The 23,263-nt window shown below is 64.8% G+C and carries 18 protein-coding genes and 2 tRNA genes; 11 read left to right on the top strand and 9 right to left on the bottom strand.

Translation table 11 applies throughout. The annotated features are described in order from the left end of the window. Positions 1-34 precede the first annotated feature (34 nt). Positions 35-1,252: a D-amino acid dehydrogenase gene (locus QTI66_RS15645; protein WP_286560703.1), complete on the top strand. Its 1,218-nt coding sequence runs from the start codon at positions 35-37 to the stop codon at positions 1,250-1,252. 308 nt (positions 1,253-1,560) lie between these two features. Here the strand turns inward: QTI66_RS15645 and polA are convergent, their stop codons facing one another. Continuing rightward, complete coding sequence (gene polA / locus QTI66_RS15650) at positions 1,561-4,353, bottom strand: DNA polymerase I (RefSeq protein WP_286560704.1); 2,793 nt, start codon at positions 4,351-4,353, stop codon at positions 1,561-1,563. Between the two features lie 96 nt (positions 4,354-4,449). Here polA and QTI66_RS15655 point away from each other — a divergent pair, with 96 nt between their 5' ends. From QTI66_RS15655 to QTI66_RS15665, 3 genes are read left to right on the top strand one after another with little or no spacing between them, the layout of a single operon-like run. Then, positions 4,450-4,821, top strand: coding sequence for a hypothetical protein (locus QTI66_RS15655; RefSeq protein WP_286560706.1), 372 nt, complete (start codon positions 4,450-4,452; stop codon positions 4,819-4,821). 7 nt (positions 4,822-4,828) lie between these two features. Further along, a complete protein-coding gene (locus tag QTI66_RS15660; protein WP_286560707.1) occupies positions 4,829-5,884 on the top strand; it encodes a homoserine kinase in 1,056 nt (351 codons plus the stop codon). 3 nt (positions 5,885-5,887) lie between these two features. After that, positions 5,888-6,685, top strand: coding sequence for a BPSS1780 family membrane protein (locus QTI66_RS15665; protein ID WP_286560708.1), 798 nt, complete (start codon positions 5,888-5,890; stop codon positions 6,683-6,685). Positions 6,686-6,700: 15 nt separating this feature from the next. Here QTI66_RS15665 and QTI66_RS15670 read toward each other — a convergent pair whose 3' ends face one another. Further along, entirely contained in the window at positions 6,701-9,076 is a 2,376-nt protein-coding gene (locus QTI66_RS15670) for a UvrD-helicase domain-containing protein (protein ID WP_286560709.1), read from the bottom strand. 203 nt (positions 9,077-9,279) lie between these two features. Between QTI66_RS15670 and QTI66_RS15675 the strand changes: the two genes are divergently transcribed. Continuing rightward, positions 9,280-10,257, top strand: coding sequence for a GMP reductase (locus QTI66_RS15675; RefSeq protein WP_286560710.1), 978 nt, complete (start codon positions 9,280-9,282; stop codon positions 10,255-10,257). Positions 10,258-10,291: 34 nt separating this feature from the next. On the opposite strand, the gene QTI66_RS15680 is transcribed toward QTI66_RS15675, so the two are convergent. Beyond that, on the bottom strand, positions 10,292-11,158 hold the full coding sequence (locus QTI66_RS15680) for an alpha/beta hydrolase (protein ID WP_286560711.1): 867 nt from the start codon (positions 11,156-11,158) through the stop codon (positions 10,292-10,294). Positions 11,159-11,259: 101 nt separating this feature from the next. Here QTI66_RS15680 and QTI66_RS15685 point away from each other — a divergent pair. Then, positions 11,260-11,335 (top strand) — tRNA-Ala (locus QTI66_RS15685). 146 nt (positions 11,336-11,481) lie between these two features. Here the strand turns inward: QTI66_RS15685 and QTI66_RS15690 are convergent. After that, complete coding sequence (locus tag QTI66_RS15690) at positions 11,482-11,766, bottom strand: DUF4124 domain-containing protein (RefSeq protein WP_286560712.1); 285 nt, start codon at positions 11,764-11,766, stop codon at positions 11,482-11,484. A gap of 339 nt (positions 11,767-12,105) precedes the next feature. Between QTI66_RS15690 and QTI66_RS15695 the strand changes: the two genes are divergently transcribed. Next, positions 12,106-12,181, top strand: a tRNA-Lys gene (locus QTI66_RS15695). 77 nt (positions 12,182-12,258) lie between these two features. On the opposite strand, the gene QTI66_RS15700 is transcribed toward QTI66_RS15695, so the two are convergent. From QTI66_RS15700 to QTI66_RS15720, 5 genes are read right to left on the bottom strand one after another with little or no spacing between them, the layout of a single operon-like run. Beyond that, positions 12,259-12,609, bottom strand: a complete 351-nt coding sequence (locus tag QTI66_RS15700) for an ArsR/SmtB family transcription factor (protein ID WP_286560713.1) — start codon at positions 12,607-12,609, stop codon at positions 12,259-12,261. Positions 12,610-12,613: 4 nt separating this feature from the next. After that, positions 12,614-13,744: an acyl-CoA dehydrogenase family protein gene (locus tag QTI66_RS15705; RefSeq protein ID WP_286560714.1), complete on the bottom strand. Its 1,131-nt coding sequence runs from the start codon at positions 13,742-13,744 to the stop codon at positions 12,614-12,616. Further along, positions 13,728-15,305: an AMP-binding protein gene (locus QTI66_RS15710; protein ID WP_286560715.1), complete on the bottom strand. Its 1,578-nt coding sequence runs from the start codon at positions 15,303-15,305 to the stop codon at positions 13,728-13,730. Before QTI66_RS15710 ends, QTI66_RS15705 begins: the two co-directional genes overlap by 17 nt. A 27-nt stretch (positions 15,306-15,332) precedes the next feature. Next, positions 15,333-16,499: an acyl-CoA dehydrogenase family protein gene (locus QTI66_RS15715; RefSeq protein ID WP_286560716.1), complete on the bottom strand. Its 1,167-nt coding sequence runs from the start codon at positions 16,497-16,499 to the stop codon at positions 15,333-15,335. A 12-nt stretch (positions 16,500-16,511) separates the two neighbouring features. Next, on the bottom strand, positions 16,512-17,330 hold the full coding sequence (locus tag QTI66_RS15720) for an IclR family transcriptional regulator (protein ID WP_286560718.1): 819 nt from the start codon (positions 17,328-17,330) through the stop codon (positions 16,512-16,514). 89 nt (positions 17,331-17,419) lie between these two features. On the opposite strand from QTI66_RS15720, the gene QTI66_RS15725 reads away from it, so the two are divergent. The 4 genes from QTI66_RS15725 (at position 17,420) to QTI66_RS15740 (ending at position 23,198) form a co-directional block, all read left to right on the top strand. Then, positions 17,420-18,631 (top strand): acetyl-CoA C-acetyltransferase, encoded by a 1,212-nt coding sequence (locus QTI66_RS15725; protein ID WP_286560719.1) that lies wholly within the window; start codon positions 17,420-17,422, stop codon positions 18,629-18,631. A gap of 22 nt (positions 18,632-18,653) precedes the next feature. Continuing rightward, positions 18,654-20,798 (top strand): 3-hydroxyacyl-CoA dehydrogenase NAD-binding domain-containing protein, encoded by a 2,145-nt coding sequence (locus tag QTI66_RS15730; RefSeq protein ID WP_286560720.1) that lies wholly within the window; start codon positions 18,654-18,656, stop codon positions 20,796-20,798. 96 nt (positions 20,799-20,894) lie between these two features. After that, entirely contained in the window at positions 20,895-21,665 is a 771-nt protein-coding gene (locus QTI66_RS15735; protein ID WP_286560722.1) for an SDR family NAD(P)-dependent oxidoreductase, read from the top strand. Positions 21,666-21,686: 21 nt separating this feature from the next. Continuing rightward, on the top strand, positions 21,687-23,198 hold the full coding sequence (locus QTI66_RS15740; RefSeq protein WP_286560723.1) for an aldehyde dehydrogenase family protein: 1,512 nt from the start codon (positions 21,687-21,689) through the stop codon (positions 23,196-23,198). Positions 23,199-23,263: the final 65 nt, after the last annotated feature.

Consider the following 23,263-nt stretch of genomic DNA (forward strand, 5'->3'; position numbering starts at 1 on the left):
GTAGCCTCGCGCCATCGCAATCGGAAAGAATTTGATGCACATCTGTGTGCTTGGCGCCGGCATCGTGGGACTGGCAACTGCATGGCAACTGCAGCGCGACGGCCATCAGGTGAGCGTCATCGACCGTTCCGCCCCCGGCCACGGGGCCAGCGGGGGCAACGGGGCGCAACTGAGCTATTCGTACGTCCAGCCGCTGGCGGACCCGTCGATCTGGAAGCAGCTGCCCAAGCTGCTTTTTTCTCCCACTTCACCGCTCAAGCTGAGGCCGCAACTCGATCCGGTGCAATGGCGCTGGGGGCTCGCCTTTCTGGCCGCGTGCAACGCACGCACGTCTCGCGAGACAACCGTCCTGCTGCTGGAACTCGCCGCCGCAAGCCGCGCGGGCTTTGAGCAGATGATGGCCGAGGTGCAGCCCGAGTGCGACTTCTCGGCCACCGGCAAACTCGTGCTGTATGCCAGCGCCACAGCGGTGGAAGGCGCACGTCGGCAGCTTCAACTGCAGCGGGAACTGGGGAGCACGCAGCGGATGGTGACGCCGGACGAATGCATCACCCTCGAACCCGCGCTGGCCCACTACCGCGACCACGTCGCCGGGGCCGTCTACACGCCGGGCGAATGCGCTGCCGACTGCCTGAAGGTCTGTGCCGAACTGACGCGGGTGCTGGCGCACCGCGGCGTGGGCTTTCACCTTGGCACCGACGTGCAGGGTTTCGAATGCAGCGAAGGCCGCGTCAAGGCGCTGCGCACCAGCGCCGGCCCCTTCGAGGCCGACGCATTCGTGATGGCGCTGGGCACCGCGTCGCAGCGGCTGGGGCGCGAGCTGGGTGCCTACCTGCCGGTCTATCCGCTCAAGGGCTACAGCATCACTGTGGACATCGACGACACGCCCGGCGCTGCGCCGATCGTCAACGTCACGGACAGCGCGCGCAAGGTGGTTTTCGCACGCATCGGATCACGGCTGCGCGTCGCGGGCATGGCTGAGCTGGTCGGCCACGATGCGAGCATTCCCGCCGAGCGCATCGAGACGTTGACGCAAGCCACGCGCGACCTGTTTCCGCACTGCAGCCACTTCGACGACGTGCACCCGTGGACCGGCATGCGGCCCGCGACGCCAACGGGCGTGCCGATCATCGGCCGGTGCGGGCGTGCGCCTTCCAACATGTTGTTCAACACCGGGCATGGCGCCCTGGGTTTCACGCTGGCGTTTGGCTCGGCGTTGCGGATCTCGAAGGAGATCGGGGCGGCCGCCTGACCGACTGGATTGGCGCGTCAGTTTCGTTGAGTTCGCTGGCGCCCATCCAGTAGCACAGCAAGGGCGCCCGGATTTTCGCCCGTGGCGAGTCGCCTTGCGGGACAGGCAGACCCGTGATGGCCGAAATCATCCAATCTATATAAGTACACTTTAACTAAACGCGGAAAATAAGACCCCTCTGCAAGAAAAGAGACGGCAAACATCGCATTCGCGCTCAAAACCGCAGGCGCGCCATTGAGGCGCCTGATGCGCCGCTCGGCGAACTCGAAGAGCCGCTGCCTCCCGCCGCAACTCCGAAAACAGCGAAATCAGTGCGCCTTGTCCCAGTTGGGCCCCACCCCAATCTCCGCCAGCAACGGCACCTTGAGCTGCGCCACCCCCGCCATCAGGCGCGGAATCTCGTCCTTCACCCACTCGACTTCCGCTTCGGGCACCTCGAAGACCAGTTCGTCATGCACCTGCATGATCATTTTGGTGTCCCGCTTCTGGGTGTCGAGCACGTCCTGCACCTTGACCATGCTCAGCTTGATCAGGTCCGCGGCCGTGCCCTGCATCGGCGCGTTGATGGCGGCGCGTTCGGCGCCGCCGCGGCGCGGGCCGTTGGGCGAGTTGATCTCGGGCAGGTACAGGCGCCGGCCGAACACGGTTTCGACGTAGCCCTTGGCCTTGGCGGACAGCCGCGTCTCGTCCATGTACGCCTTGACGCCCGGATAGCGCGCAAAGTAGCGGTCGATGTAGCTCTTGGCCGCCGAATTCTCGATGCCCAGGTTGCGCGCCAGCCCAAAGCTGCTCATGCCGTAGATCAAGCCGAAGTTGATGACCTTGGCGTAGCGCCGCTGCTCGCTGCTCACCTGGTCCGGCGGCACGCCAAACACCTCGCTGGCCGTTGCGCGATGCACGTCCATGCCCTCGGTGAAGGCGCGCAGCAAGGCCGCGTCGCCGCTGATGTGCGCCATGATGCGCAATTCGATCTGCGAGTAGTCCGCGCTGGCAATCACCCGGCCGGGAGGCGCCACGAATGCCTCGCGCACGCGCCGGCCTTCAACGGTGCGAATCGGAATGTTCTGCAGGTTCGGATCGTTGCTGGACAGGCGCCCCGTCACGGCCACCGCCTGCGCGTAGTGCGTGTGCACGCGGCCGCTGCGCGGATTGGCGAGCTGTCCCAGCTTGTCGGTGTAGGTGCCCTTGAGCTTCGAGAGGCTTCGATGCTCGAGGATCTTCGCCGGCAAGGGATAGTCTTCCGCCAGTTTCTCAAGCACTTCTTCATCCGTGCTTGGCGCGCCGCTCGGGGTCTTCTTGATGACGGGCAGGCCCAGCTTGGTGAAGAAGATCTCGCCGATCTGCTTGGGGCTGCCCAGGTTGAAAGGCTGTCCCGCGATGGTGAAGGCTTCCTGCTCCAGCCCCATGATCCGCGTGCCCAGCTCGTGGCTTTGCGCCGCGAGCTGCTGCGCGTCGATCATCACGCCGTTGCGCTCGACGCGGTAAAGGGCCTCGCTGCTGTCCATCTCGAGTTGATAGATGAAGCCGAGCTTTTCATTGGCCTCAAGTTGCGGCCACAGTGCGTGGTGCACGTCCAGCGTTTGATCGGAATCCTCGCAGGAATACTCCGCCGCCTTGGCGATGTCGACTTGCGCAAAGGAAATCTGGTGCGCGCCCTTGCCGCACAAGTCTTCGTAGTCGATGCCGGTGCGGCCCAGATGCCGTTCGGCCAAGCTCGCCAGGCCATGCGGCTTGTGCACTTCGAGCACGTAGCTTTGCAGCATCGTGTCGTGTGCGTAGCCCTGCACTTCGATGCCGTGGTTGGCAAACACATGGCGGTCGTACTTGACGTGCTGGCCGAGCTTTTTCCTGGCGCCGTTTTCCAGCCAGGGCTTCAGGCGCGCGAGGACTTCGTCGCGCGGCAATTGCGCGGGTGCATCGGGGTAGTTGTGCGCCACCGGAATGTAGGCTGCCTCGCCCGGCTTCACGCTGAACGACAAGCCGACGATTTCGGCCACCATTTCATCGAGGGAGGTCGTTTCGGTGTCGATCGCGACCAGGTCAGCTGCTTCCAGCTTTGCCAGCCACGCATCGAACATCTCCCAGGTCAACACCGTGTCGTATTCAAGGTTGCTGGCCTTGGAGACGGCTTCGAAATTCGGGTCGTCGAACAGGCCGGTGCCGCCTTCGGGCGCGTTCTTCTTTTTCGATTCCTCGATCAGCTCGGGCGGCGTCTCGTGCGCTTCAAGCGTCTTGACCAGGCTCTTGAAGCCGAAGCGGTCGTAGAACACCTTGAGGGCATCGACCTGCTGCGGGCCGATGGCAATGGCGTCCAGCGCGGGCAAGCCCTGCACGTGGGCGCTCAGGTCGCAATCAGTGCGAATCGTCACGAGGCGCCTTCCCTGCGGCAGCCAGTCCAGCGCCTTGCGCAGGTTCTCGCCGGCCGCGCCCTTGACTTCGGCGGCCCGTGCCACCAGCGCATCGAGCGAGCCGTATTCGAGCAGCCACTTGGCCGCCGTCTTCGGGCCCACCTTCTCGACGCCAGGCACGTTGTCGACCGTGTCGCCCACCAGCGTCTGGTAGTCGATCATGAGGCTGGGCGGCACGCCGAACTCGGCCGTGACACCGGCCACGTCGCGCTTCTTGCCGTTCATCGTGTCGATGATGGTGATGTGCTCGTTCACCAGCTGGCTCAAGTCCTTGTCGCCGCTCGAAACGATGACTTCGATGCCCTGCTGCGCGCCGACGTGGGCGAGCGTGCCGATGACGTCGTCCGCCTCGACATCGGGCACGCACAGCACCGGCCAGCCAAGGAGGCGAACCACTTCGTGGATGGGGTCGATCTGGCTGCGCAGGTCGTCTGGCATCGGCGAGCGGTTGGCCTTGTACTGCGGATACCACTCATCGCGGAAGGTTTTTCCGGGCGCATCAAATATGCAGACGGCGTAGTCGGCCCGCACTTCGCGGCGAAGCGCCGTCATCATGTTGATCATTCCGCGGATGGCGCCCGTGGCGGGGCTGGTGTTGTCGCCCGGCACCGCGCGCAGGTCCGGCATGGCATGAAAGGCGCGGTAAAGGTAGCTCGAACCATCCACGAGCAGCAAGGTCTTGTTATCGGTCATGCGGCCATTTTGCCCGTCGCCGCGGGCCTTCGACCCGCACCAAAAAGACGGCGAAGGCGCTTAGCAGAAGTCCGCTGTGCGACCTACAATGGACTCATGTCCCGCCTCAATATCTTGTCTCTTCGCAGCGCCATGCTGGCGTTGGCCTGCATGACGGCCCTTGGCGCGGCCCAGGCGCAGAACGTTCCCCCGCCCGCGCCGGCGCCTGGCACCAACTCGGTGAAGGACGATCCGGTCGACGCCGGCCGGCGCAACCAGAAGATCGAGAACATCCACATCGAGGATTCGGGCGCCAAGATCGACGAACAGCGCTACGGCGGCCAAACCCAGAGCATCACCGTCACGCCCAAGAACAACATGCCTTCGTACGAGGTGCTGCCCAACAGCAGCGGCCCCAATGCGGACGGCAAGGGTCAGACAGGCGTCGGCGGCACCGGACCCGCGGTCTGGAACGTCCTGAAGTTCTGATCGGTCAGTGGCTGTCTTTACAGAAGTCGGGTTCGACGAAGCCGACGCGCTGATGGCGCGCCTCGGTTTGGGCAAGTTGCAGGCACTCAAGGGCATTGAGGGCGGCATCGAGAACACCAATTACTTCGCCACGACCGACGGTGGCGAATACGTGCTGACACTGTTCGAGCGCTTGGGCGCCGAGCAGCTTCCCTATTACCTGTGCCTGATGAAGCACTTGGCGGAGCGGGGCATCGCGGTGCCGGCGCCGGTCGCCGACCTGGCCATTGCGCCGCCAGACGGGCACGCGCTCGAAATTCCGGCCAACGCGCCTTGCGAATTCCTGCATCTGGTGGCCGGCAAGCCTGCTGCCGTGGTGCAGCGACTCGAAGGCAAGAGCGAGTTGGCGCCCACCGTGGCGCACTGCGCGGAACTCGGCCGCCTGTTGGCCGCGATGCACTTGGCAGGCCGCAACTTTCCGCGCATCCAACCGAACCTGCGCGGCCTTGCATGGTGGAACGAAACCGCCCCGGTGGTGTTGCCCTACCTGGACACCGCGCAGGCCACCCTGCTGGCGAGCGAACTCGCCTACCAGAACCACATTGCGGAGTCGTCGGCCTATGCCGCGCTGCCGCGTGGCCCGATCCACGCGGACATGTTCCGCGACAACGTCATGTTCGCTACGCGCGAAGGCGAGCCCGGACATCCACCGCACCTCACGGGCGTGTTCGATTTCTACTTCGCAGGCACCGACAGCTGGCTGTTCGACATCGCGGTGTGCTTGAACGACTGGGCCATCGACCTGCCCACCGGCGTCGAAGACCTGCCGCGCGCCACCGCCCTGCTGGCGGCCTACGAATCGGTGCGGCCGTTGAACGCATCCGAGCGTTCCCTGCTGTCGGGCATGCTGCGCGCCGCGGCCTTGCGTTTCTGGATTTCGCGCCTGTGGGACTTCTACCTTCCGCGCGAGGCGTCCATGCTCAAGCCGCATGACCCCACGCATTTCGAACGCGTGCTGCGGGCGCGTGCCATGCACCTGCCTGCCTTTGATCTTTACGAGGAATCGGCCGAGATGGCCACCTGACGAATGAAGCTGAACCTCGTTCCCGCGCGCAATGGCACCCAGTGGGTGCGACAGGGCCTGAAGGCCTTTTTCCGGCAACCGCTCGCATTCACGGCGCTTTTTTTCTTTTTCATGGCGGTGGTGTCCATCGCCTCGCAGATTCCCGTCGTCGGCGGCGCACTCGCCCTGATGCTGCTGCCCACGATGACGCTGGCCCTGATGGCCGCCACCGCGCGGGCCGCGGAAGCAGAAAAGCCGCCCGCCGGCAGCGTTTTCATGTCCGCGATGCAGGCCGTGCGCAGCGACATCCGTCCCCTGCTGGTGCTGGGCGTGGCCTACGCCGTCGCGTTCCTGGCCGTGATGGCCATCTCCGCGCTGGCCGATGGCGGCCAGTTCGCCGGGGTCTATCTGCTGGGCCGCCCGCTGACGCGCGAAGTCGCGCAGACCACCGAGTTCCAAGTCGCGCTGTGGATCGCGATGGCGCTGTACATGCCGCTGTCGCTGGCTTTCTGGCATGCGCCGGCCTTGATGCACTGGCACAAGGTGCCGCCCATCAAGAGCATTTTCTTCAGCATGGTGGCGTGCCTGCGCAACATCGGCGCGCTGACGATCTTCGGCATCGTCTGGCTCGGCGTCTTCATTGCGGCCGGCATCGTGATCAGCTTGGTCACCGGCCTGCTGATGGCGATTGGCGCGATGGGTGCCGGCGAGGGTGTCACGGCACTGGGCGGAGCGCTGATGGTCGGCGGCGCCCTGGTGATGGCCGCCATGTTTTTCAGCTCGATCTGGTTCACCTTCCGCGACAGCTTCACGGCCGACTGAGCCGCCCTCCCCGAATCAAACGGGGGTGAGCTTCGCGACGCTGAGCGCCAGCCACTTCACGCCGTGGCGCGGAAAATTGATCTGTGCGCGCGCATCGTCTCCCGTGCCTTCCAGCGCCAGCACGGTGCCTTCGCCGAACTTGTTGTGAAACACCTGCATTCCCGATCGCAAGCCGTGTGACGGTGCTGCTTTTTGCGGCGGCACGGGCGGGCTGGCGAAGTTTTCCTTGCTGTAGCCGCCGGCGCCTCCGCGCGTGGTGGCGTAGCCGCCGCCATAGCCGAAAGCCGAGGGCGCGAAGCCCTGGTTCTTCGGCGTGAGCCACTTAAGCGCGCCTTCGGGCAGTTCCTCGAAGAAGCGGCTCTTGACGTTGTAGCGCGTCTGGCCGTGCAGCATGCGCGTCTGCGAGTGGCTCAGGTACAGGCGCTTGCGCGCCCGCGTGATGGCCACGTACATCAGGCGCCGCTCTTCTTCCAGCGCCTCGTGGTCGCTCATGGAGTTCTCGTGCGGAAAGAGCCCTTCTTCCATGCCGGTGATGAAGACGCAATCGAATTCCAGCCCCTTGGCGGCGTGCACCGTCATGAGCTGCACGGCGTCTTGCCCGGCCTGCGCCTGGTTGTCGCCCGATTCGAGGGCGGCATGGGTCAGGAAGGCGGCGAGCGGACTCAGGGTCTCGCCCGTGTCGGCATCTGGCGGCGGCAGGATGTCGTCGAGCACGGGGCGCGAGGTGTCGATGCCCTGGCTGGCCGGCGACTGGCGCAGTTCGTCGATGGGCATGGCGACGGCGTCCCGCCCGAAGCCTTCCTGCGTGACGAAGCTCTCGGCCGCGTTCACCAGTTCTTCCAGATTCTCGATGCGGTCGGCGCCTTCGCGGTCCGCCTTGTAGTGCTCGATGAGGCCGCTGTGCTGCAGCACCAGTTCGATGATCTCGCGCAGCGTGATGCCCTGCGTTTGCTCGCGCAGCACGTCGATCCTGGCCACGAAGGCCGAGAGGTTGGCGCCGGCCTTGCCACTGAGCGCGCTCACGGCGTCGTGCAGCGATTTGCCGCCGGCACGCGCGGCATCCTGCAGTTGCTCCAGGCTGCGCGCGCCGATGCCGCGCGGCGGAAAGTTGACGACGCGCAGGAAGCTGGTGTCGTCGTCCTTGTTTTCCAGCAGACGCAGGTAGGCCAGCGCATGCTTGATTTCGGCGCGTTCGAAGAATCGCAGGCCGCCGTACACGCGATAGGGAACGCTGGCGTTGAACAGCGCGGTTTCAATCACCCGGCTCTGCGCGTTGCTGCGGTAGAGCACCGCCATTTCCTTGCGCTCGATGCCATCGCGTGCGAGTTGGCGCATCTCCTCGACCATCCACTGCGCTTCTGCGAAGTCGCTGGTCGACTCGTACACGCGCACCGGTTCGCCCGGCCCTTGGTCGGTGCGCAGGTTCTTGCCCAAGCGCTTGGTGTTGTGGCTGATGAGTTCGTTGGCCGAATCCAGGATGTTGCTGAAGCTGCGGTAGTTCTGCTCCAGCTTGATCTGGTGGCGCACATCGAACTCGTGCACGAAGTCGGCCATGTTGCCAACGCGCGCGCCGCGGAATGCGTAGATGCTCTGGTCGTCGTCGCCCACGGCAATCACGCTATTGGCGCCGCCCGGCACGAACTGGCCGTTGACCACGTTGCCGGCCAGCATCTTGATCCACGAATACTGCAGTCGGTTGGTGTCCTGGAATTCGTCGATCAGGATGTGCCGAAAACGCCGCTGGTAGTGCTCGCGAATGGGATCGTTGTCGCGCAGCAGTTCGAAGCTGCGCAGCATGAGTTCGCCGAAGTCGACCACGCCTTCGCGCTGGCATTGCTCTTCGTAAAGCTGGTACAGCTCGACCTTCTTGCGGTCGTCCTCGTTGCGGATCTCGACGTCGCGCGGACGCAGGCCGTCTTCCTTGGCGCCGGCGATGAACCATTGCGTCTGCTTGGCCGGAAAGCGCTCATCATCGACGTTGAACTGCTTCATCAGGCGCTTGATGGCCGAGAGCTGGTCTTGCGTGTCGAGGATCTGGAAAGTCGAAGGCAGGTTGGCCAGTTTCCAGTGCGCGCGCAGCAGGCGGTTGCACAAGCCGTGAAAGGTGCCAATCCACATGCCCCGCACGTTCACCGGCAGCATGGCCGACAGGCGCGTCAGCATTTCCTTGGCGGCTTTGTTCGTAAAGGTAACAGCCAGGATGCCGCCGGGCGAGACCTGGCCCGTTTGCATGAGCCAGGCGATTCGGGTGGTGAGCACACGGGTCTTGCCCGAGCCTGCGCCGGCGAGGATGAGGGCGTTTCCCTCTGGCAAGGTGACGGCGGCGCGCTGCTCGGGGTTCAGGTTGTGCAGCAGCGGAGATTCGGCAACCGCCGGGAGTTCGGTAAACATTGACCCATTGTAGAAAGCACGGCGGATGACGGTGATATGAACCCGCTTGTTACGTGGGTCTGGCAGGTAGCGTAAAATCAGACACCGGGCCCAAGTTTCTTGCGCCCGGTTTTTTGTGGCCGAAGCTTTCTCTAGCGGACCACAAAAACCGGCCGGACCAAGCGCTCAAGCGTTATCAACGATTCCATTCAGGAGCCTGGTTCATGCAGATTTTCGACTACGACAACATCCTCCTCCTCCCGCGCAAGTGCCGCGTGGAAAGCCGCTCCGAGTGCGACGCCAGCGTCGAACTCGGCGGCCACAAGTTCCGCATTCCGGTCGTTCCGGCCAACATGAAAACGGTGGTCGACGAGACCATCTGCACCTGGCTCGCCAAGAGCGGCTACTTCTACGTGATGCACCGCTTCGACCTGGACAACGTCAAGTTCGTCAAGGACATGCACGCCAAAGGCGTGTTCGCATCGATCTCGTTGGGCGTGAAGAAGCCGGACTACGAAACGGTCGACAAGCTCGTTGCTGAAAAGCTGGTGCCTGAATTCATCACCATCGACATCGCCCACGGCCATGCCGACAGCGTGAAGAACATGATCGGCTACCTGAAGGAAAAGCTGCCGAAGTCCTTCATAATCGCCGGCAACGTCGGCACGCCGGAAGCCGTGATCGACCTGGAAAACTGGGGCGCGGACGCCACCAAGGTCGGCATCGGCCCGGGCAAGGTGTGCATCACCAAGCTCAAGACCGGTTTCGGCACGGGCGGCTGGCAGTTGTCGGCGCTGAAATGGTGCGCACGCGTGGCCACCAAGCCGATCATTGCCGACGGCGGCATTCGCGACCACGGCGACATCGCCAAGAGCATCCGCTTCGGCGCCTCGATGGTCATGATCGGCTCGCTGTTCGCGGGGCATGAGGAATCGCCCGGCAAGACGGTCGAGGTCGACGGCGTAGCCTACAAGGAGTACTACGGCTCGGCCAGCGACTTCAACAAGGGCGAATACAAGCACGTCGAGGGCAAGCGCATCCTTGAACCCATCAAGGGCAAGCTGGCCAACACGCTGGTCGAAATGGAGCAGGACGTGCAAAGCTCCATCAGCTACGCCGGCGGCAAGAAGCTCATGGACATCCGCAAGGTCAACTACGTGACTTTGGGCGGCGACAACGCGGGCGAACACCTGCTGATGTAAGCCGCGCGGCGCGGCCCCGCTGCCGCGCTTTTTCTCAGCTCTCCAGCAAGTGCATCGCCTGCTGGTGGAGCCGGTGCTCCGGGTTGGCGAAGGCATCCAGGATGTTGAAATGATTGCAGCCCGGCACCGCTTCGCACACTTGAACCACGCCTTGGCCCCAGGTGGCCTCGATCAATGCGTTCTGGCGCAGGAACTCTTCGCTCTCTTCGGCGCCTGCCACGGAGTACAGGACGCCGGACTTCGGTGCGGGCCACAGCGCAGGGCTCGTGCGCCGGACATCCTCCGGCGTGAGGTTCAGCGACGACTGGAACGACGGCGTCAGGTACATGGGCTCCAGGTCGAACAAGCCTGATATCGAGAAGGCGTTGCGCACGGCCTGCGCCGGCAAGTCGCGCCCGACTTTTTTCCAGTTGCAAGCCAAGAGCATGGCGGCCAGGTGCCCGCCGGCCGAATGGCCCGCCACCGTGATGCGCGCCGGATCGCCGCCGTGTGCGGCGATGTTGCGATGCGTCCACGCCAGCGCCTTCGCCATCTGGAGCGCGATGTCGGGAATGGTGACCGGCGCCGCGGCCGTGCCTGGGCACAGCGCATAGTTGGGCAGCACCACGCATACGTCGCGGCGGGTGAATGGCGGCACGATGAAGGAATGCTGGCTCTTGTCCAGCGCCCGCCAGTACCCGCCGTGGACAAAGAATAGCACCGGTGCGTCGGCCCGCTGCGCGGGAAAGATGTCGAGGGTTTCGTTGACGCCGTCGCCGTACCCAAGGTCGATGCTGCACGGCTGCGAGTCGCGAACCCGGGCGGACTCGAGCGCCCATCGCGCAAAGTAGTCGCCGTGCTCGGGCACGCGCGCCCGGTTGTTGTACATGACTTCGAGCCAGGCGGGATCGTACTGAGCCATCGAGCGTTTCTCCTTGCTGTCCGGATTGAAAAGCCGAGATCTTGTCATGGCGTTTGCACCAAGCGCCATCGGGTGCTTCCGCGCTAAACTAATCGTGCGTTGGGGGGGTAGCTCAGCTGGGAGAGCGCCGCGTTCGCAATGCGGAGGTCGTGAGTTCGATCCTCATCCTCTCCACCAACGACTTTGAAGGACTGTCGAGTCCGCGCATCGGGCGAGTAATTGCCAACTTCACGTCACACCGCTGCGTGCGTGCGAAGGCACCGACGCGGCAGACCATTTGCAAGGCGCTTGCAGCGCCTTGTGCTCAACGTCGCTGCGAACCCTTATTTCGATGGGTTTGCCCGCGCGGCGGACTTCGCACCTCGCTCGGCGATGAATTCGTACTGCCCTGAAAGATCCCGCGTCCGCGTGCTGACCATTTCAGGCGCGGCGATGCGGTCCGCCACGACACCAACCGGCGCCCTGCGCGCATCTTGCGCTGCGTTGTCCGCGCCGCACGGACGATCGGAAAGCACCGTCTGACCGCTGTCGTCCTTGCAGCGATGAATTTCGGCGGACGCGGCAACACTGGCGGCTGCAAGGGTCAGGACGAGGATCGCTTGGGGCACACGTGCATGCGGAAAGAACATGGATTGACTCTCGGTTGGTTGCGCCGATCCTAGGGGCCCGAGGTCGTCACTGCGCCGTCAAATGTCATCTCGCCGTTAACAATTTGGGCATTAGTTGGCGCCGACAGCGCCTTTGCTTCAAGCGATGATTTGGCTCGCGCGGCGCGCTGTAGACCTTCTTCTTAGGCGTTCTCGTCGACTGGCTTGAGCAGCCTCGCCGAAGCAGCACCCTTCGCCGCGCGATCGGGTTGAATGTCAAAGAATTTGGAGCCACTGGCAGAAGTACTCAAAAGCTGGCTATAATCGTGGGATTGCCTGATCACAGCAATGTTGATTCAGGGGCTCTTAGCTCAGTTGGTAGAGCAGCGGACTCTTAATCCGTAGGTCGAGTGTTCGAGTCACTCAGGGCCCACCAAAATTTCTCCTCGCGAGTGCCGAAAAGCCCGCCATCCAACGATGGCGGGCTTTTTTGTTTTCACGCGCTGCCAAGCCTCACATCGGAAGGCCGCCGCCGCCCCCGATGTCGTCCGGACCGCTGCGTTCAATGCGGGTCCCCAGAAAGGTACGGCGCGCAGCGACCCAGTCCGCGACACAGTCAAGGCCTCCCGTGTCCAGCCGGCACATGCGCACGCGGCCGATCTTCTTGGTCTGGATGAGGCCACTTTCTTCCAGCACCTGCAGGTGCTGCACGACGGCGGCCAGTGTCATGTCGAAAGGCTTGGCCAACTCGCTCACGCTGGCCGCGCCGCGGCTCAGGCGCTCGATGATGGCCCTGCGCGTGGGTTCGGCCAGGGCGCGCAGGCTGGTGTCGATGATGGTTGGATTGAGCATGGGTTTCAGCATGGCGTCACAACCCACGCGAGATGATTTCTTTCATGATTTCGGAGGTGCCGCCGTAGATGCGCTGCACCCGGCTGTCGACGAAGGCACGCGCGATCGGGTACTCGCGCATGAATCCGTAGCCGCCGTGCAATTGAAGCAACTGGTCGACGGCCTGGCCCTGCGCCTCGGTGGCGTAGAGCTTGACCATGGCGGCAAGCTCCGGCGTCAGCTTGCTTTCCAGGTGAAGCGCGATGCAGTGGTCCACGAACACGCGGCACGCCACCGTTTTCGTCTTGACCTCGGCCAGCGTGAAGCGCGTGTTCTGGTGCTCGAACACCGACTGGCCAAAGGCCTTGCGGTTGCGCGTGTAGCTCACGGTTTCTTCCAGCATCGCCTCCATCAGGGCGGGGCTGCGCACCGCGACCATCAGTCGCTCCTTGGCCAATTGCTCCATCAGGTAGCCAAATCCCTTGCCCTCCTCGCCCAGCAAGTTGGCCACCGGCACACGGACTTCGTCGAAGAAAAGCTCACAGGTGTCCTGCGCCCTCAGGCCAATCTTCTCCAGCAAGGGCCCCTTGCTGAAGCCGCTCATGCCTGCTTCGACGACGATGAGGCTGATGCCGCGCGTGCCGGCCGCAGGGTCGGTCTTGCACACGACGATGACGATGTCCGAGTTCGCGCCGTTGGTGATGAAGGTCTTCGCGCCGTCGACGATGTAGTGCTCGCCCTCTCGCCTGGCGGTCGTGCGCACAGCCTTCAGGTCGCTGCCGATGCCGGGCTCGCTCATGGCGATGGCGCCGACTTGCTCTCCTCGTGCCATGGCTGGCAGCCATCGCTGGCGTTGCGCTTCGCTGCCGTAGGCGAGCAGGTACGGGGCCACGATGTCGGAGTGCAACGCAAAGCCCGGCCCGGTGGCCACCACGCGCATCAACTCTTCGATGACCACGACGCAATGGCCGAAATCACCGCCGCCTCCCCCATACGCTTCAGGGATGGCTGGCAGCAACAAGCCCTCCTGGCCCGCCCTGCGCCAGGTCTCTCGCCGCACGATGCCAGCTTTTTCCCAATCGTGGTGATGCGGGACGATCTCGCGGGCGACGAATCGGCGGACCTGGTCCCTGAACAGTTCGTGGTCTTCCCTAAGTGCAGTGCGCATCCGGGCCCTCCCTGGGCGTGACAGCGTTGTGGTTGTGGTATTGAGTGATCAGCAGGCGCTTGTAGAGCTTGCCGTTGTCCATGCGCGGCAACGCGGGCACGAAGTCCACGCTGCGCGGGCATTTGAGATGGGCCATGTGCTGGCGGCACCAGCCGATGATCTGCGCGGCCAGTTCAGGCGTGGCGGAGCTGGCATCACGCAGTTCGATGACGGCCTTGACCTCTTCCCCGAACTCCGCATGCGGCACGCCGATGACGGCGACGTCTCCCACACCCGGGTAGGTGGCCAGGAGGTTTTCGATCTCCTGCGGATAGATGTTCACGCCACCCGAGAGGATGAGATCGGTGCGCCGCCCCGAAAGGAACAGGTCGCCTTCCGCATCCACGTGGCCGATGTCGCCCAGCGTGGCGCAACCCTGGGCGTCGTAGACGGCGGCGGTCTTTTCCGGGTCGTTGTTGTATTCGAAGCGCGGCGTGCCGGAGAACCAGATGCGGCCCTGTTCGCCCGCCGGCAGTTCGCGCCCTTCGTCGTCCTTGACGTGGACGACGCCCAGAATGGCTCGCCCCACCGTGCCCGGCTTTTGCAACCACTGCGCGCTGTCGGCGGCAGTGAGCCCGATGCCCTCGGAACCCGCGTAGTACTCATACCAGACCGGTCCCCACCAATCGATCATTTGTCGCTTGATCGCAGGCGGGCAAGGCGCGGCGGCGTGAATGGCCACACGCATGCTGGAGAGATCGGCCTGCGCGCGCACGTCCTCGGGCAAGGCCAGCATGCGAATCATCATCGTCGGCACCCACTGGCTGTGCGTGGCCTGGAACCGGGCGATCAGGCGCAAGGCCCGTGCGGCGTCGAAGCGGCTCGCGACCACACAGGTGCCACCCCATTCGATGTTGCGCATGCTGCTGCGCAAGGGCGCGGCATGGTAGAGCGGCGCCATCGTGAGGTAAACGCAATCGGCACCAAAACCGAAGTAGTCGCGCCACACCACCGCATCGTGCGGATCGTGAAAGCGGTTGGCAAATGGCGTTAGCGCGCGCTTGATGCCCTTGGGCCGCCCGGTCGTGCCCGACGAATAAAGAAAGTCCCGGCCCACGCAGCGCCGTGGCAACGATGCACCGGCAGAGTCCGCAATGGCTCGGGACAGTGAGCGGAATCCACGTGCGTCGCCATCGCTCAGATAACACAGGCCGGACCATTCGCCGACCAGCGGCGCGGTCTTGCGGGTGACGACCAGCAGCTTGGCGCCGCAATCCGCAAGGACGTAGTGCACCTCCTCTGGATGAAGTTGCGTGCTGACCGGTGTGTAGTAAAGACCCGCCCGGCGTGCGCCCCACGCCAACGCAAAGAAGTCGGGGTGGTTTTCCATCAACAGCGCGATGCAATCGCCTTCGCGCAAGCCAAGGGACACGAGCCATTTGGCAACGAGAGTCGCGCGCGCATCGAGCGCACGAAAACTCAATGTCGTGACGACCTCCTCGTCGACAAGGTGCACTGCGGCCTTGCGGGGGCATACGCGTGCCCAGTGCGCCAGCCGGTCAACGGCGGCGAGTGTGTCCATCCATCCTCCCTTTTTATTCTTCGAGACTCAATAGGACTTCGGCAGTCCCAATACTTTCTCCGCTATGAAACACAGTATGAGTTGTGGGCTGATCGGCGCAATGCGTGGGATCAAGCTTTCGCGCAAATAGCGCTCCACATGATATTGCCGTGCGTAGCCATAGCCGCCGTGCGTCATCACGGCTTGCAGGCACGCCTGGTAGCCCGCCTCGGCGCCAAGGAACTTCGCGGCATTGGCTTCGGCACCGCACGGCAGGTCGCGATCGAAGCGATCGGCGGCCTTGAACATCATCAGGTTGGCCGCTTCCAGTTGCATCCAGCATTCGGCCAGCGGGTGCTGGATGGACTGGTTCTGGCCGATGGGGCGGTCGAACACTTCGCGTTCGTTGGCATAGCGCGTGGCGCGCCGCAATGCGGCTTGGCCAAGACCGATCGCCTCTGCCGCGATCAGGATGCGCTCGGGGTTCATGCCGTGCAGGATGCAGTGGAAGCCCTTGCCCTCCTCGCCAATGCGGTCCTCCACCGGCACGCGCAGTCCATCGACGAACACCTGGTTGGAGTCCACCGCCTTGCGGCCCATCTTGTCGATCTCGCGCACTTCCACGAAGCGGCGATCGAGGTCGGTGTAGAACAGGCTCAGCCCATCGGTGTGGCGCTGCACTTCTTCGATGGGCGTGGTGCGCGCAAGGATGAGCATCTTCTGCGCCACTTGCGCGGTCGATATCCAGACCTTGGCACCGTTGAGGACGTAGTGCTCGCCCACCCGCTCGGCGCGCAGCTTCAGCCGGGTCGTGTTCAGGCCCGCATCGGGCTCGGTCACCGCAAAGCAGGCCTTGTCGGTGCCGTTGACCAGGGGCGGCAGCATCCGCTGCTTTTGCGCCTCGGTGCCGAAGATCACCACCGGCGAGAGTCCAAAGATGTTCATGTGCACGGCGGACGCGCCACTCATGCCCGCACCGGAGGCGCTGATGGTTTGCATCATCAACGCCGCCTCGGTGATGCCGAGTCCGGAGCCGCCATAGGCCTCCGGAATGCAGACACCCAGCCAGCCCGACTCGGCCAGCGCTTGGTGCAGCTCGAAGGGAAAGCCGCCTTCCTTGTCCTTTCGCAGCCAGTAGTCGTCGTCAAAGCGTGTGCAGATGCGCTCGACCGCGTCGCACAGTGCGTGCTGTTCAGGAGAGAAGTTGAAGTTCATGAATGAACGCTCTCAGGCCCCCATGGTGGGCGGTGCGCCCAATCCGGCTTCGATGCTGCGCGCCAGCGTGGCCAGGCGCGGACCGATGTCCTCGAACAACTGCCCCGGCTTCAGTTCGAAGCTGGGCACGGTGCACGCAAAGACGTAGATCTCGTCGTGCCTGCCTGTTGCGCGCAAGGGCACGGCGACGGCTTCGAGTTGGCGATGAAGATCGCCATGGCTCACGCAAAAGCCCCGCTCGGCCAGATCGCGACGGGTTTCCTGCATGCGCTCGGCCAGCACGTCGGCGCCGGCCGGACTCTTCGTGCGCACCTCTTCCATATATTGCTCGAGTTGCTGCGGCGGCAATGCGGCGAGATAGGCGCGGCCCGACGCCGTGCGCGAAAGCGAGATGTGGCTCCCCATGGCGGGACGCACCGTCACGCAATCGCGGGACTGTGCGAGTTCGATGAACACCAGGTCCAGCCCCAGGCCCAAGGCCAGCGAGACCTGCGCGCACAGCCGCTCGGCCAGCGCCTGCATCGGCCCGAAGGCCAACTGGCGAATCGAAATGCGCGCGAGCAAGGGTGCCGCAAGGCGTGCGAGTCCGGGCGCCGGCATGAAGCGCCCATCGGACTCTTCGTAGCGCAGCAGGCCCGCCTCGCACAGCGTGGTGGCGAGACGAAAAAGCGTGGGCTTGGGAAGACCGGTCGCGACCATGAGTTCGCGCGTCGTCATGGTCGGCCTTTCGATGGTGAAGGCCTGAAGGATGCTCACGCCGCGGGCGAGCGCGCTCCCGCCCGGCTTGTCCGCATCGCCCTGAGCATCTGCAAATCGAGACTCTGGTTCCATTTAGTGTATCCCTGCGTCCATTGTGCTCAAAATAATTGACCACCTCAACAAAATACGAGACACTGAATTCGCATCAGGGAGAAGAAAAAATGGGAGAGGCGCTCATCTATGACGCCGTAAGAACGCCGCGTGGAAAAGGCAAACGCGCAGGCGGGGCGCTGTATGAAACCAGGCCCATCGACTTGGTCGTCAGCTTGCTTGACGCATTGGTCGAACGATCGGGGTTCGACCCCGCGCGCGTCGACGACCTCATCATGGGCATCAGTTCCGCCGTGGGCGACCAAGGCTCCTGCCTGCCCCGCATCGCGGCGCTGTGCGCTCGTAGCGGCTGGCGCGATGTGCCCGGCCTGGCCTTGCAGCGCTTTTGCGGTTCCGGCCTGGAGGCGGTGAACCTCGCGGCCGACAAGGTACGTTCGGGTTGGCATGAGCTGATCGCCGCCGGCGGCGTGGAATCGATGTCGCGCCTTGGCTTGGGCGCGAGCGGCGGCGCATGGATCTACGACCCCGCGACCAGCCTGAAGATCGGCTATGTGCCGCAGGGCTTCAGTGCAGACATGCTGGCCGCGTTGCAGGGCTTCGACCGCGAGCTGCTGGACGGCATCGCACTGCAATCGCAGCAACGGGCCGCCGACGCGCGGCGCCGTGGCCGCTTCGGCAAGTCGCTTGTGCCTGTACGCGACGCGAGCGGCCTCATGGTGCTGGATCACGACGAGTACATCCGCGAAGACACGAGCGCGGCGTCCCTTGCGGCGCTCAAGCCGGCCTTCGGCGGCGCTTCGGCTGCGGCGAATACGCTGGTGGCACGGCAGCGCCATCCGCAACTCGACCGCATTGCAGCAGTGCACACCGCGGGCAACTCATCGGGCATCGTCGATGGCGCTGCGCTGGTGCTGGTCGGCAGTGAAGGCATCGGCAAAGTACTGGGACTCACGCCGCGTGCGCGCATCCTTGGCACCGGCCTCGCCACGGTCGATGCCACCCTGATGCTCACGGGGCCGGTGCCCGCGTCGCAAAAGGCATTGGCACGCGCAGGACTGCGTGTGGACGACATCGACCTCTTCGAAGTCAACGAGGCCTTCGCCGCGGTGCCCTTGCACTTCGCCCGAACACTGTGCGTACCCATGGACAAGATCAACGTCAATGGCGGCGCGATTGCGATGGGACACCCCATCGGTGCCACGGGCGCCATCCTGCTCGGCACCTTGCTCGACGAGCTGGAACACCGGCAACTGCGCCATGGCTTGGTCACCCTTTGCGTGGCGGGTGGAATGGGCGTGGCCACGGTCATCGAGCGCCTTTGAATCAAACGGCAGGCTGACCAGAATGCAAGACCCCATCCACTACCACCGCGCCGACGACGGCATCGTCACGCTGACCTTCGACGCGCCCGGGCAAAGCGTCAACACCATGACGGACGCGATGCGCGAATGCCTTGCGCAACGGGTTGCGCAACTCGAGGCCGGAAAGGACACGCTCACCGGCGTCATCCTGCGCTCCGCCAAGGAGAGTTTTTTCGCGGGCGGCGATCTCAAGCGGCTCTACAACATGCAGCCCGCCGATGCGCAGAAGCTGTTCGATGCCACGGAACGGGGCAAGCAATCGTTGCGCCGCCTGGAGACACTCGGCCTGCCCGTCGTGGCTGCCCTCAACGGCGCGGCCCTCGGCGGTGGATTCGAGATTGCGCTGGCCTGCCATCACCGCATTGCGCTGAACGACGCCAAGGTCCGCCTCGGTCTGCCCGAAGCCACGCTGGGCTTGATGCCCGGCGCCGGCGGCGTGGTGCGTCTGAACCGCTTGCTGGGCCTCGCGGCGAGCCAGCCTTATTTGCAGGAGAGCAAGCTGATGTCGCCTGCCGAAGCGCTCGCAGCAGGCTTGATCGATGCCGTTGCCGACACGGTCGAAGCGATGCTTGCGCAGGCCCGCGCGTGGATCCTCGCGACACCCGCACCCCGCCAGCCATGGGACACGCCCGACTACACGCCGCCGGGCGGCTATGCGGACACGCCGGAGGCCAAGCGCTGGATCAGCAGCGCGGCCGCGCAGGTGCGTGCCAGGACGCGCGGCTGCTACCCCGCGCCGGAAGCCATCGTCTGCGCGAGCGTCGAAGGCATGCAGGTGGACTTCGACACCGCCAGCCGCATCGAGACGCGCTACTTCGTCCAGCTCGCCACCGGCCAGGTGTCCAAGAACATCATCGGCACCTTCTGGTTTCGCGCCAACGAGATCAAGTCCGGCGCGCAGCGGCCGGCCGGCGTGGACAAGCGCGCAGTCAAGACCGTGGCGGTGCTGGGCGCCGGCATGATGGGCAAGGGCATCGCCTACGTCGCGGCCACACGTGGCATGGAGGTCTGGATCAAGGACGCCACGCAGGCGTTGGCCCAGGGTGCCATCACGGCCGCCGACAAGCTGCTGGCCAGGCGCGAAGAAAAAGGCGAGATCGATGGGGCCCGCCGCCGCGACATCACCTCGCGCATGCACGCCATCGAGCGCTATGACGACATGGCCCATGTCGATCTCGTGGTGGAAGCCGTGCCCGAGACACCCGCTCTCAAGGACGAGATCACGTGCAGTGCTGAACCGCTGCTGGGCCATGAGGCGCTCTGGGCGTCGAACACCTCGACCTTGCCGATCACCGGTTTGGCCAAGGCATCGACCCGGCCCGAGCGGTTCATCGGCCTGCACTTCTTTTCGCCGGTTCACCGCATGGCCCTGGTCGAGGTCATCAAGGGCGCGCAGACATCGCGCGAAACGCTCGCGCACGCGCTCGACTTCGTGATGCAGTTGGGCAAGACGCCCATCGTCGTCAACGACAGCCGGGGGTTTTTCACCAGCCGCGTGTTCGGAACTTACACCCGCGAGGGCGCGGCGATGGTCGGCGAAGGGCAGGAGCCCGCGGCCATCGAGTCGGCAGGCCTGTTCGCGGGCTTTCCAGTCGGACCGCTCGCGGTGCTCGACGAGGTGAGCCTTTCGCTGTCGTACAACAACCGCTGCGAAACGCTCAAGGCCCATGCGGCGGAAGGCAAGCCCCTGCCCGCCCATCCATCGGACGCGGTCATGGAGCGCATGCTGGGCGAATTCCAACGCAAGGGCCGCGCCTCGGGTGGCGGCTTTTATGACTATCCCGAAGGCGGCAGCAAGCACTTCTGGCCCGGACTCGCCGAGCACTTCTTGCGGCCCGGCGCGCAGATTCCGCAGCAGGACAAGCAGGATCGCCTGCTGTTCTGCATGGCCATCGAAGCGGTGCGTGCGCTGGAAGAAGGCGTGCTCGACCACGTGGGCGACGGCAACCTCGGCTCGGTGCTGGGCATCGGCTTTCCGCGGTGGACGGGCGGCGTTTTCCAGTTCCTCAACCAGTACGGGCTGGACAAGTCGGTGGCGCGCGCGGCGTACCTGGCCGAGCGCTATGGCGAGCGCTTTGCGCCGCCGCAGTTGCTCCAGGACAAGGCAGCGCGCAATGAACTCTTTTGACGCAACGTTCTCGCTGCCGATGCCGTACCGGATGAAGCGGTCTGCAGGTCAACAGGCACATCGCCGTCAACAAAACACGAATGGGAGGTTCACCACATGAGACTGAAAGACAAGCGCGTCGTCATCACCGCTGCAGCATCCGGCATGGGCCGTGCGGGCTGCGAACTGTTCACGCGCGAAGGCGCCACGGTGGTCGCCGTGGACATCGACCAGCCGCGGCTCGACGCCATGGTGGAAGCCATCCGCGCCGGGGGCGGGCACATTTCGGCCATTCGCGCCGACCTGCTCAGCGACAACAACTGCACCGGCTGGATCGACGAAGCCGCCCGTCGCATGGACGGCCTCGACGTGCTTTGGAACCACGCCGGCATCGCGGGCGTGAGCGGCATCGAGACCTTGTCCGAGGACGACTACGCCACCTGCATGAACCTGAACGTGCGCAGCGCCTTCCGCGCCACCGGCGCCGCGCTGCCGCATCTGCGTCGCTCGGGCGGTGGCTCGGTGCTGTTCACCGCCTCGATCGCCGGCCTCGTGGGCGCCACGGTCAGCCCGATCTATTCCACGGCCAAGTTCGCCGTCGTGGGCATGGCCAAGTCGTTCGCGTTGCGGCTGGCGGCAGACAAGATTCGCGTCAACGCCATCTGCCCCGGCCTGGTCGAGACGCCCATGCTGCCCTTGTTCTTCGACCCGGGGGCCAGCGTCGAGGAAGCCAAGGCCGCACAGGTGCGCGTGCTGGCCGCGGTGCCAATGGGCCGCCTCGCGCGTCCGCAGGAAATTGCGCATGCCGCGCTGTGGCTGGCGTCGGACGACGCCTCCTTCGTGACCGGCGTCGCGCTTCCGGTCGATGGCGGCTTCACGGCCCGTTGAACGGCAGTGCCTCGCGCCTGCATGACCGAGCCCGTCAACGCCATGGAAGCATTCGCGCATGACCAAGTCCGTCACGACTTTCTTGACGGGCGCGCCAAGTTGCTCCTGATTGACGGACGGCTTGTGCCGGCCCTGTCCGGACGGACTTTTGCGACGATCAATCCCAGCACAGGCAGGGTGTTGGCCGAGGTGGCAGACGCCAGCGCAGCCGACGTCGACCAGGCCGTGACCGCGGCCCGCCGGGCCTTCGAAGGGCCGTGGAGCCGCTTCAAGCCTTTCGACCGGCAGGCGGTGCTCCTCAGGCTGGCCGATCTGGTGGACGCGCGTTTCCACGACCTCGCATTGCTCGACACACTGGACATGGGCGCGCCCGTGGCCGGCATGGGCGACAAGCGTCGCCGGGTCGTTGCACAGTTGCGCCACTTCGCGGGACTGGCCACCTCGACGCACGGCCAGTCCATTGCCAACTCGATGACCGGCGTTCATGTCTCCTACACCACGCGGGAACCGGTCGGTGTGGTGGCGGCCATCAACGCCTGCAACTGCCCGCTGGGCCTGGCCATCGCGAAGATCGCACCTGCCCTGGCGGCGGGATGCACCGTGGTGCTCAAGCCTTCCGAGCACGCGCCGCTGTCGCCCTTGCTGCTGGGCGAGTGGTGTCTTGAATCCGGCATCCCGCCCGGCGTGGTCAACGTGGTGATGGGCTTCGGTGCAGTCGGCGCGGCGCTGGCCGCGCATCCGGGCGTGGACAAGGTCGCCTTCACCGGCTCCACCGAAGTGGGCCAGCAGGTCATCCGGGCGTCCGCGGGCCACATGAAGCGGGTGTCGGCAGAACTGGGTGGCAAGTCGCCCAACGTCGTCTTTGCCGACGCCAATGTGGAGGAAGCAGTGCAGGGCATCGCGTTGGCGGTGTTCGCGAACGCGGGCCAGGCATCCTCCGCCGGCACGCGCCTGTTCGTCGCGCGGGAGATCCATGTCGAATTCGTGGAGCGCCTGGCCGCTTTCACGCGATCCCTGAAGGCAGGTGACCCACTGGACGTCAAGACCCAGATCGGGCCCCTGGTGAGTGAGGCCCAACTCGAGCGCATCGTCGGCTACCTGCGAATCGGCAAGGCCGAGGGCGCGCGAACGGTCGCCGGCGGCGCACGCCTTTCCGAAGGGCCCCTGTCAAAGGGCTATTTCGTGGCACCCACGGTGTTTGCCGGCGTGCAGGACCACATGGTGCTGTCGCGCGAGGAGATCTCCGGCCCTGTGCTGGCCGTCATGGCCTTCGACAGCGTCGAGCACCTCATGCGGCGCGCCAGCGACAACCGCCACGCAGTGGGCTGCGGCATCTGGACCCGCGACATCGGCAATGCGCACCGCGTGGCGAAGCACCTGCGCACGGGCACGGTCTGGATCAATTGCTACCGCGCCGTGGACCCGGCCGTGCCCTCCGGCGGTTACAACTTTGGGGGTTACGGCCGCGAATCCGGCACGGGGCACATGGACGAGTTCCTGCAGGGCAAATCCGTCTGGATCAAGGCCCGTTGAGCGACACCAAAGTTGTAAAGAATCACTAACAAACGTGGCGTGGAGTTGACAACCTTTGAGGTGTT

The sequence above is a fragment of the Variovorax brevis genome (genome assembly GCF_030317105.1).
GTDB classification, from domain to species: domain Bacteria; phylum Pseudomonadota; class Gammaproteobacteria; order Burkholderiales; family Burkholderiaceae_C; genus Variovorax; species Variovorax brevis.

What these genes read in the sequence shown, in the direction of transcription:
- QTI66_RS15645 (WP_286560703.1), top strand. Translation starts at nt 35, where the DNA reads ATGCACATCTGTGTGCTTGGCGCCGGCATCGTGGGACTGGCAACTGCA.
- polA (WP_286560704.1), bottom strand. Translation starts at nt 4,353, where the DNA reads ATGACCGATAACAAGACCTTGCTGCTCGTGGATGGTTCGAGCTACCTT.
- QTI66_RS15655 (WP_286560706.1), top strand. Translation starts at nt 4,450, where the DNA reads ATGTCCCGCCTCAATATCTTGTCTCTTCGCAGCGCCATGCTGGCGTTG.
- QTI66_RS15665 (WP_286560708.1), top strand. Translation starts at nt 5,888, where the DNA reads ATGAAGCTGAACCTCGTTCCCGCGCGCAATGGCACCCAGTGGGTGCGA.
- QTI66_RS15670 (WP_286560709.1), bottom strand. Translation starts at nt 9,076, where the DNA reads ATGTTTACCGAACTCCCGGCGGTTGCCGAATCTCCGCTGCTGCACAAC.
- QTI66_RS15675 (WP_286560710.1), top strand. Translation starts at nt 9,280, where the DNA reads ATGCAGATTTTCGACTACGACAACATCCTCCTCCTCCCGCGCAAGTGC.
- QTI66_RS15680 (WP_286560711.1), bottom strand. Translation starts at nt 11,158, where the DNA reads ATGGCTCAGTACGATCCCGCCTGGCTCGAAGTCATGTACAACAACCGG.
- QTI66_RS15700 (WP_286560713.1), bottom strand. Translation starts at nt 12,609, where the DNA reads ATGCTGAAACCCATGCTCAATCCAACCATCATCGACACCAGCCTGCGC.
- QTI66_RS15705 (WP_286560714.1), bottom strand. Translation starts at nt 13,744, where the DNA reads ATGCGCACTGCACTTAGGGAAGACCACGAACTGTTCAGGGACCAGGTC.
- QTI66_RS15710 (WP_286560715.1), bottom strand. Translation starts at nt 15,305, where the DNA reads ATGGACACACTCGCCGCCGTTGACCGGCTGGCGCACTGGGCACGCGTA.
- QTI66_RS15715 (WP_286560716.1), bottom strand. Translation starts at nt 16,499, where the DNA reads ATGAACTTCAACTTCTCTCCTGAACAGCACGCACTGTGCGACGCGGTC.
- QTI66_RS15720 (WP_286560718.1), bottom strand. Translation starts at nt 17,330, where the DNA reads ATGGAACCAGAGTCTCGATTTGCAGATGCTCAGGGCGATGCGGACAAG.
- QTI66_RS15725 (WP_286560719.1), top strand. Translation starts at nt 17,420, where the DNA reads ATGGGAGAGGCGCTCATCTATGACGCCGTAAGAACGCCGCGTGGAAAA.
- QTI66_RS15730 (WP_286560720.1), top strand. Translation starts at nt 18,654, where the DNA reads ATGCAAGACCCCATCCACTACCACCGCGCCGACGACGGCATCGTCACG.
- QTI66_RS15735 (WP_286560722.1), top strand. Translation starts at nt 20,895, where the DNA reads ATGAGACTGAAAGACAAGCGCGTCGTCATCACCGCTGCAGCATCCGGC.
- QTI66_RS15740 (WP_286560723.1), top strand. Translation starts at nt 21,687, where the DNA reads ATGACCGAGCCCGTCAACGCCATGGAAGCATTCGCGCATGACCAAGTC.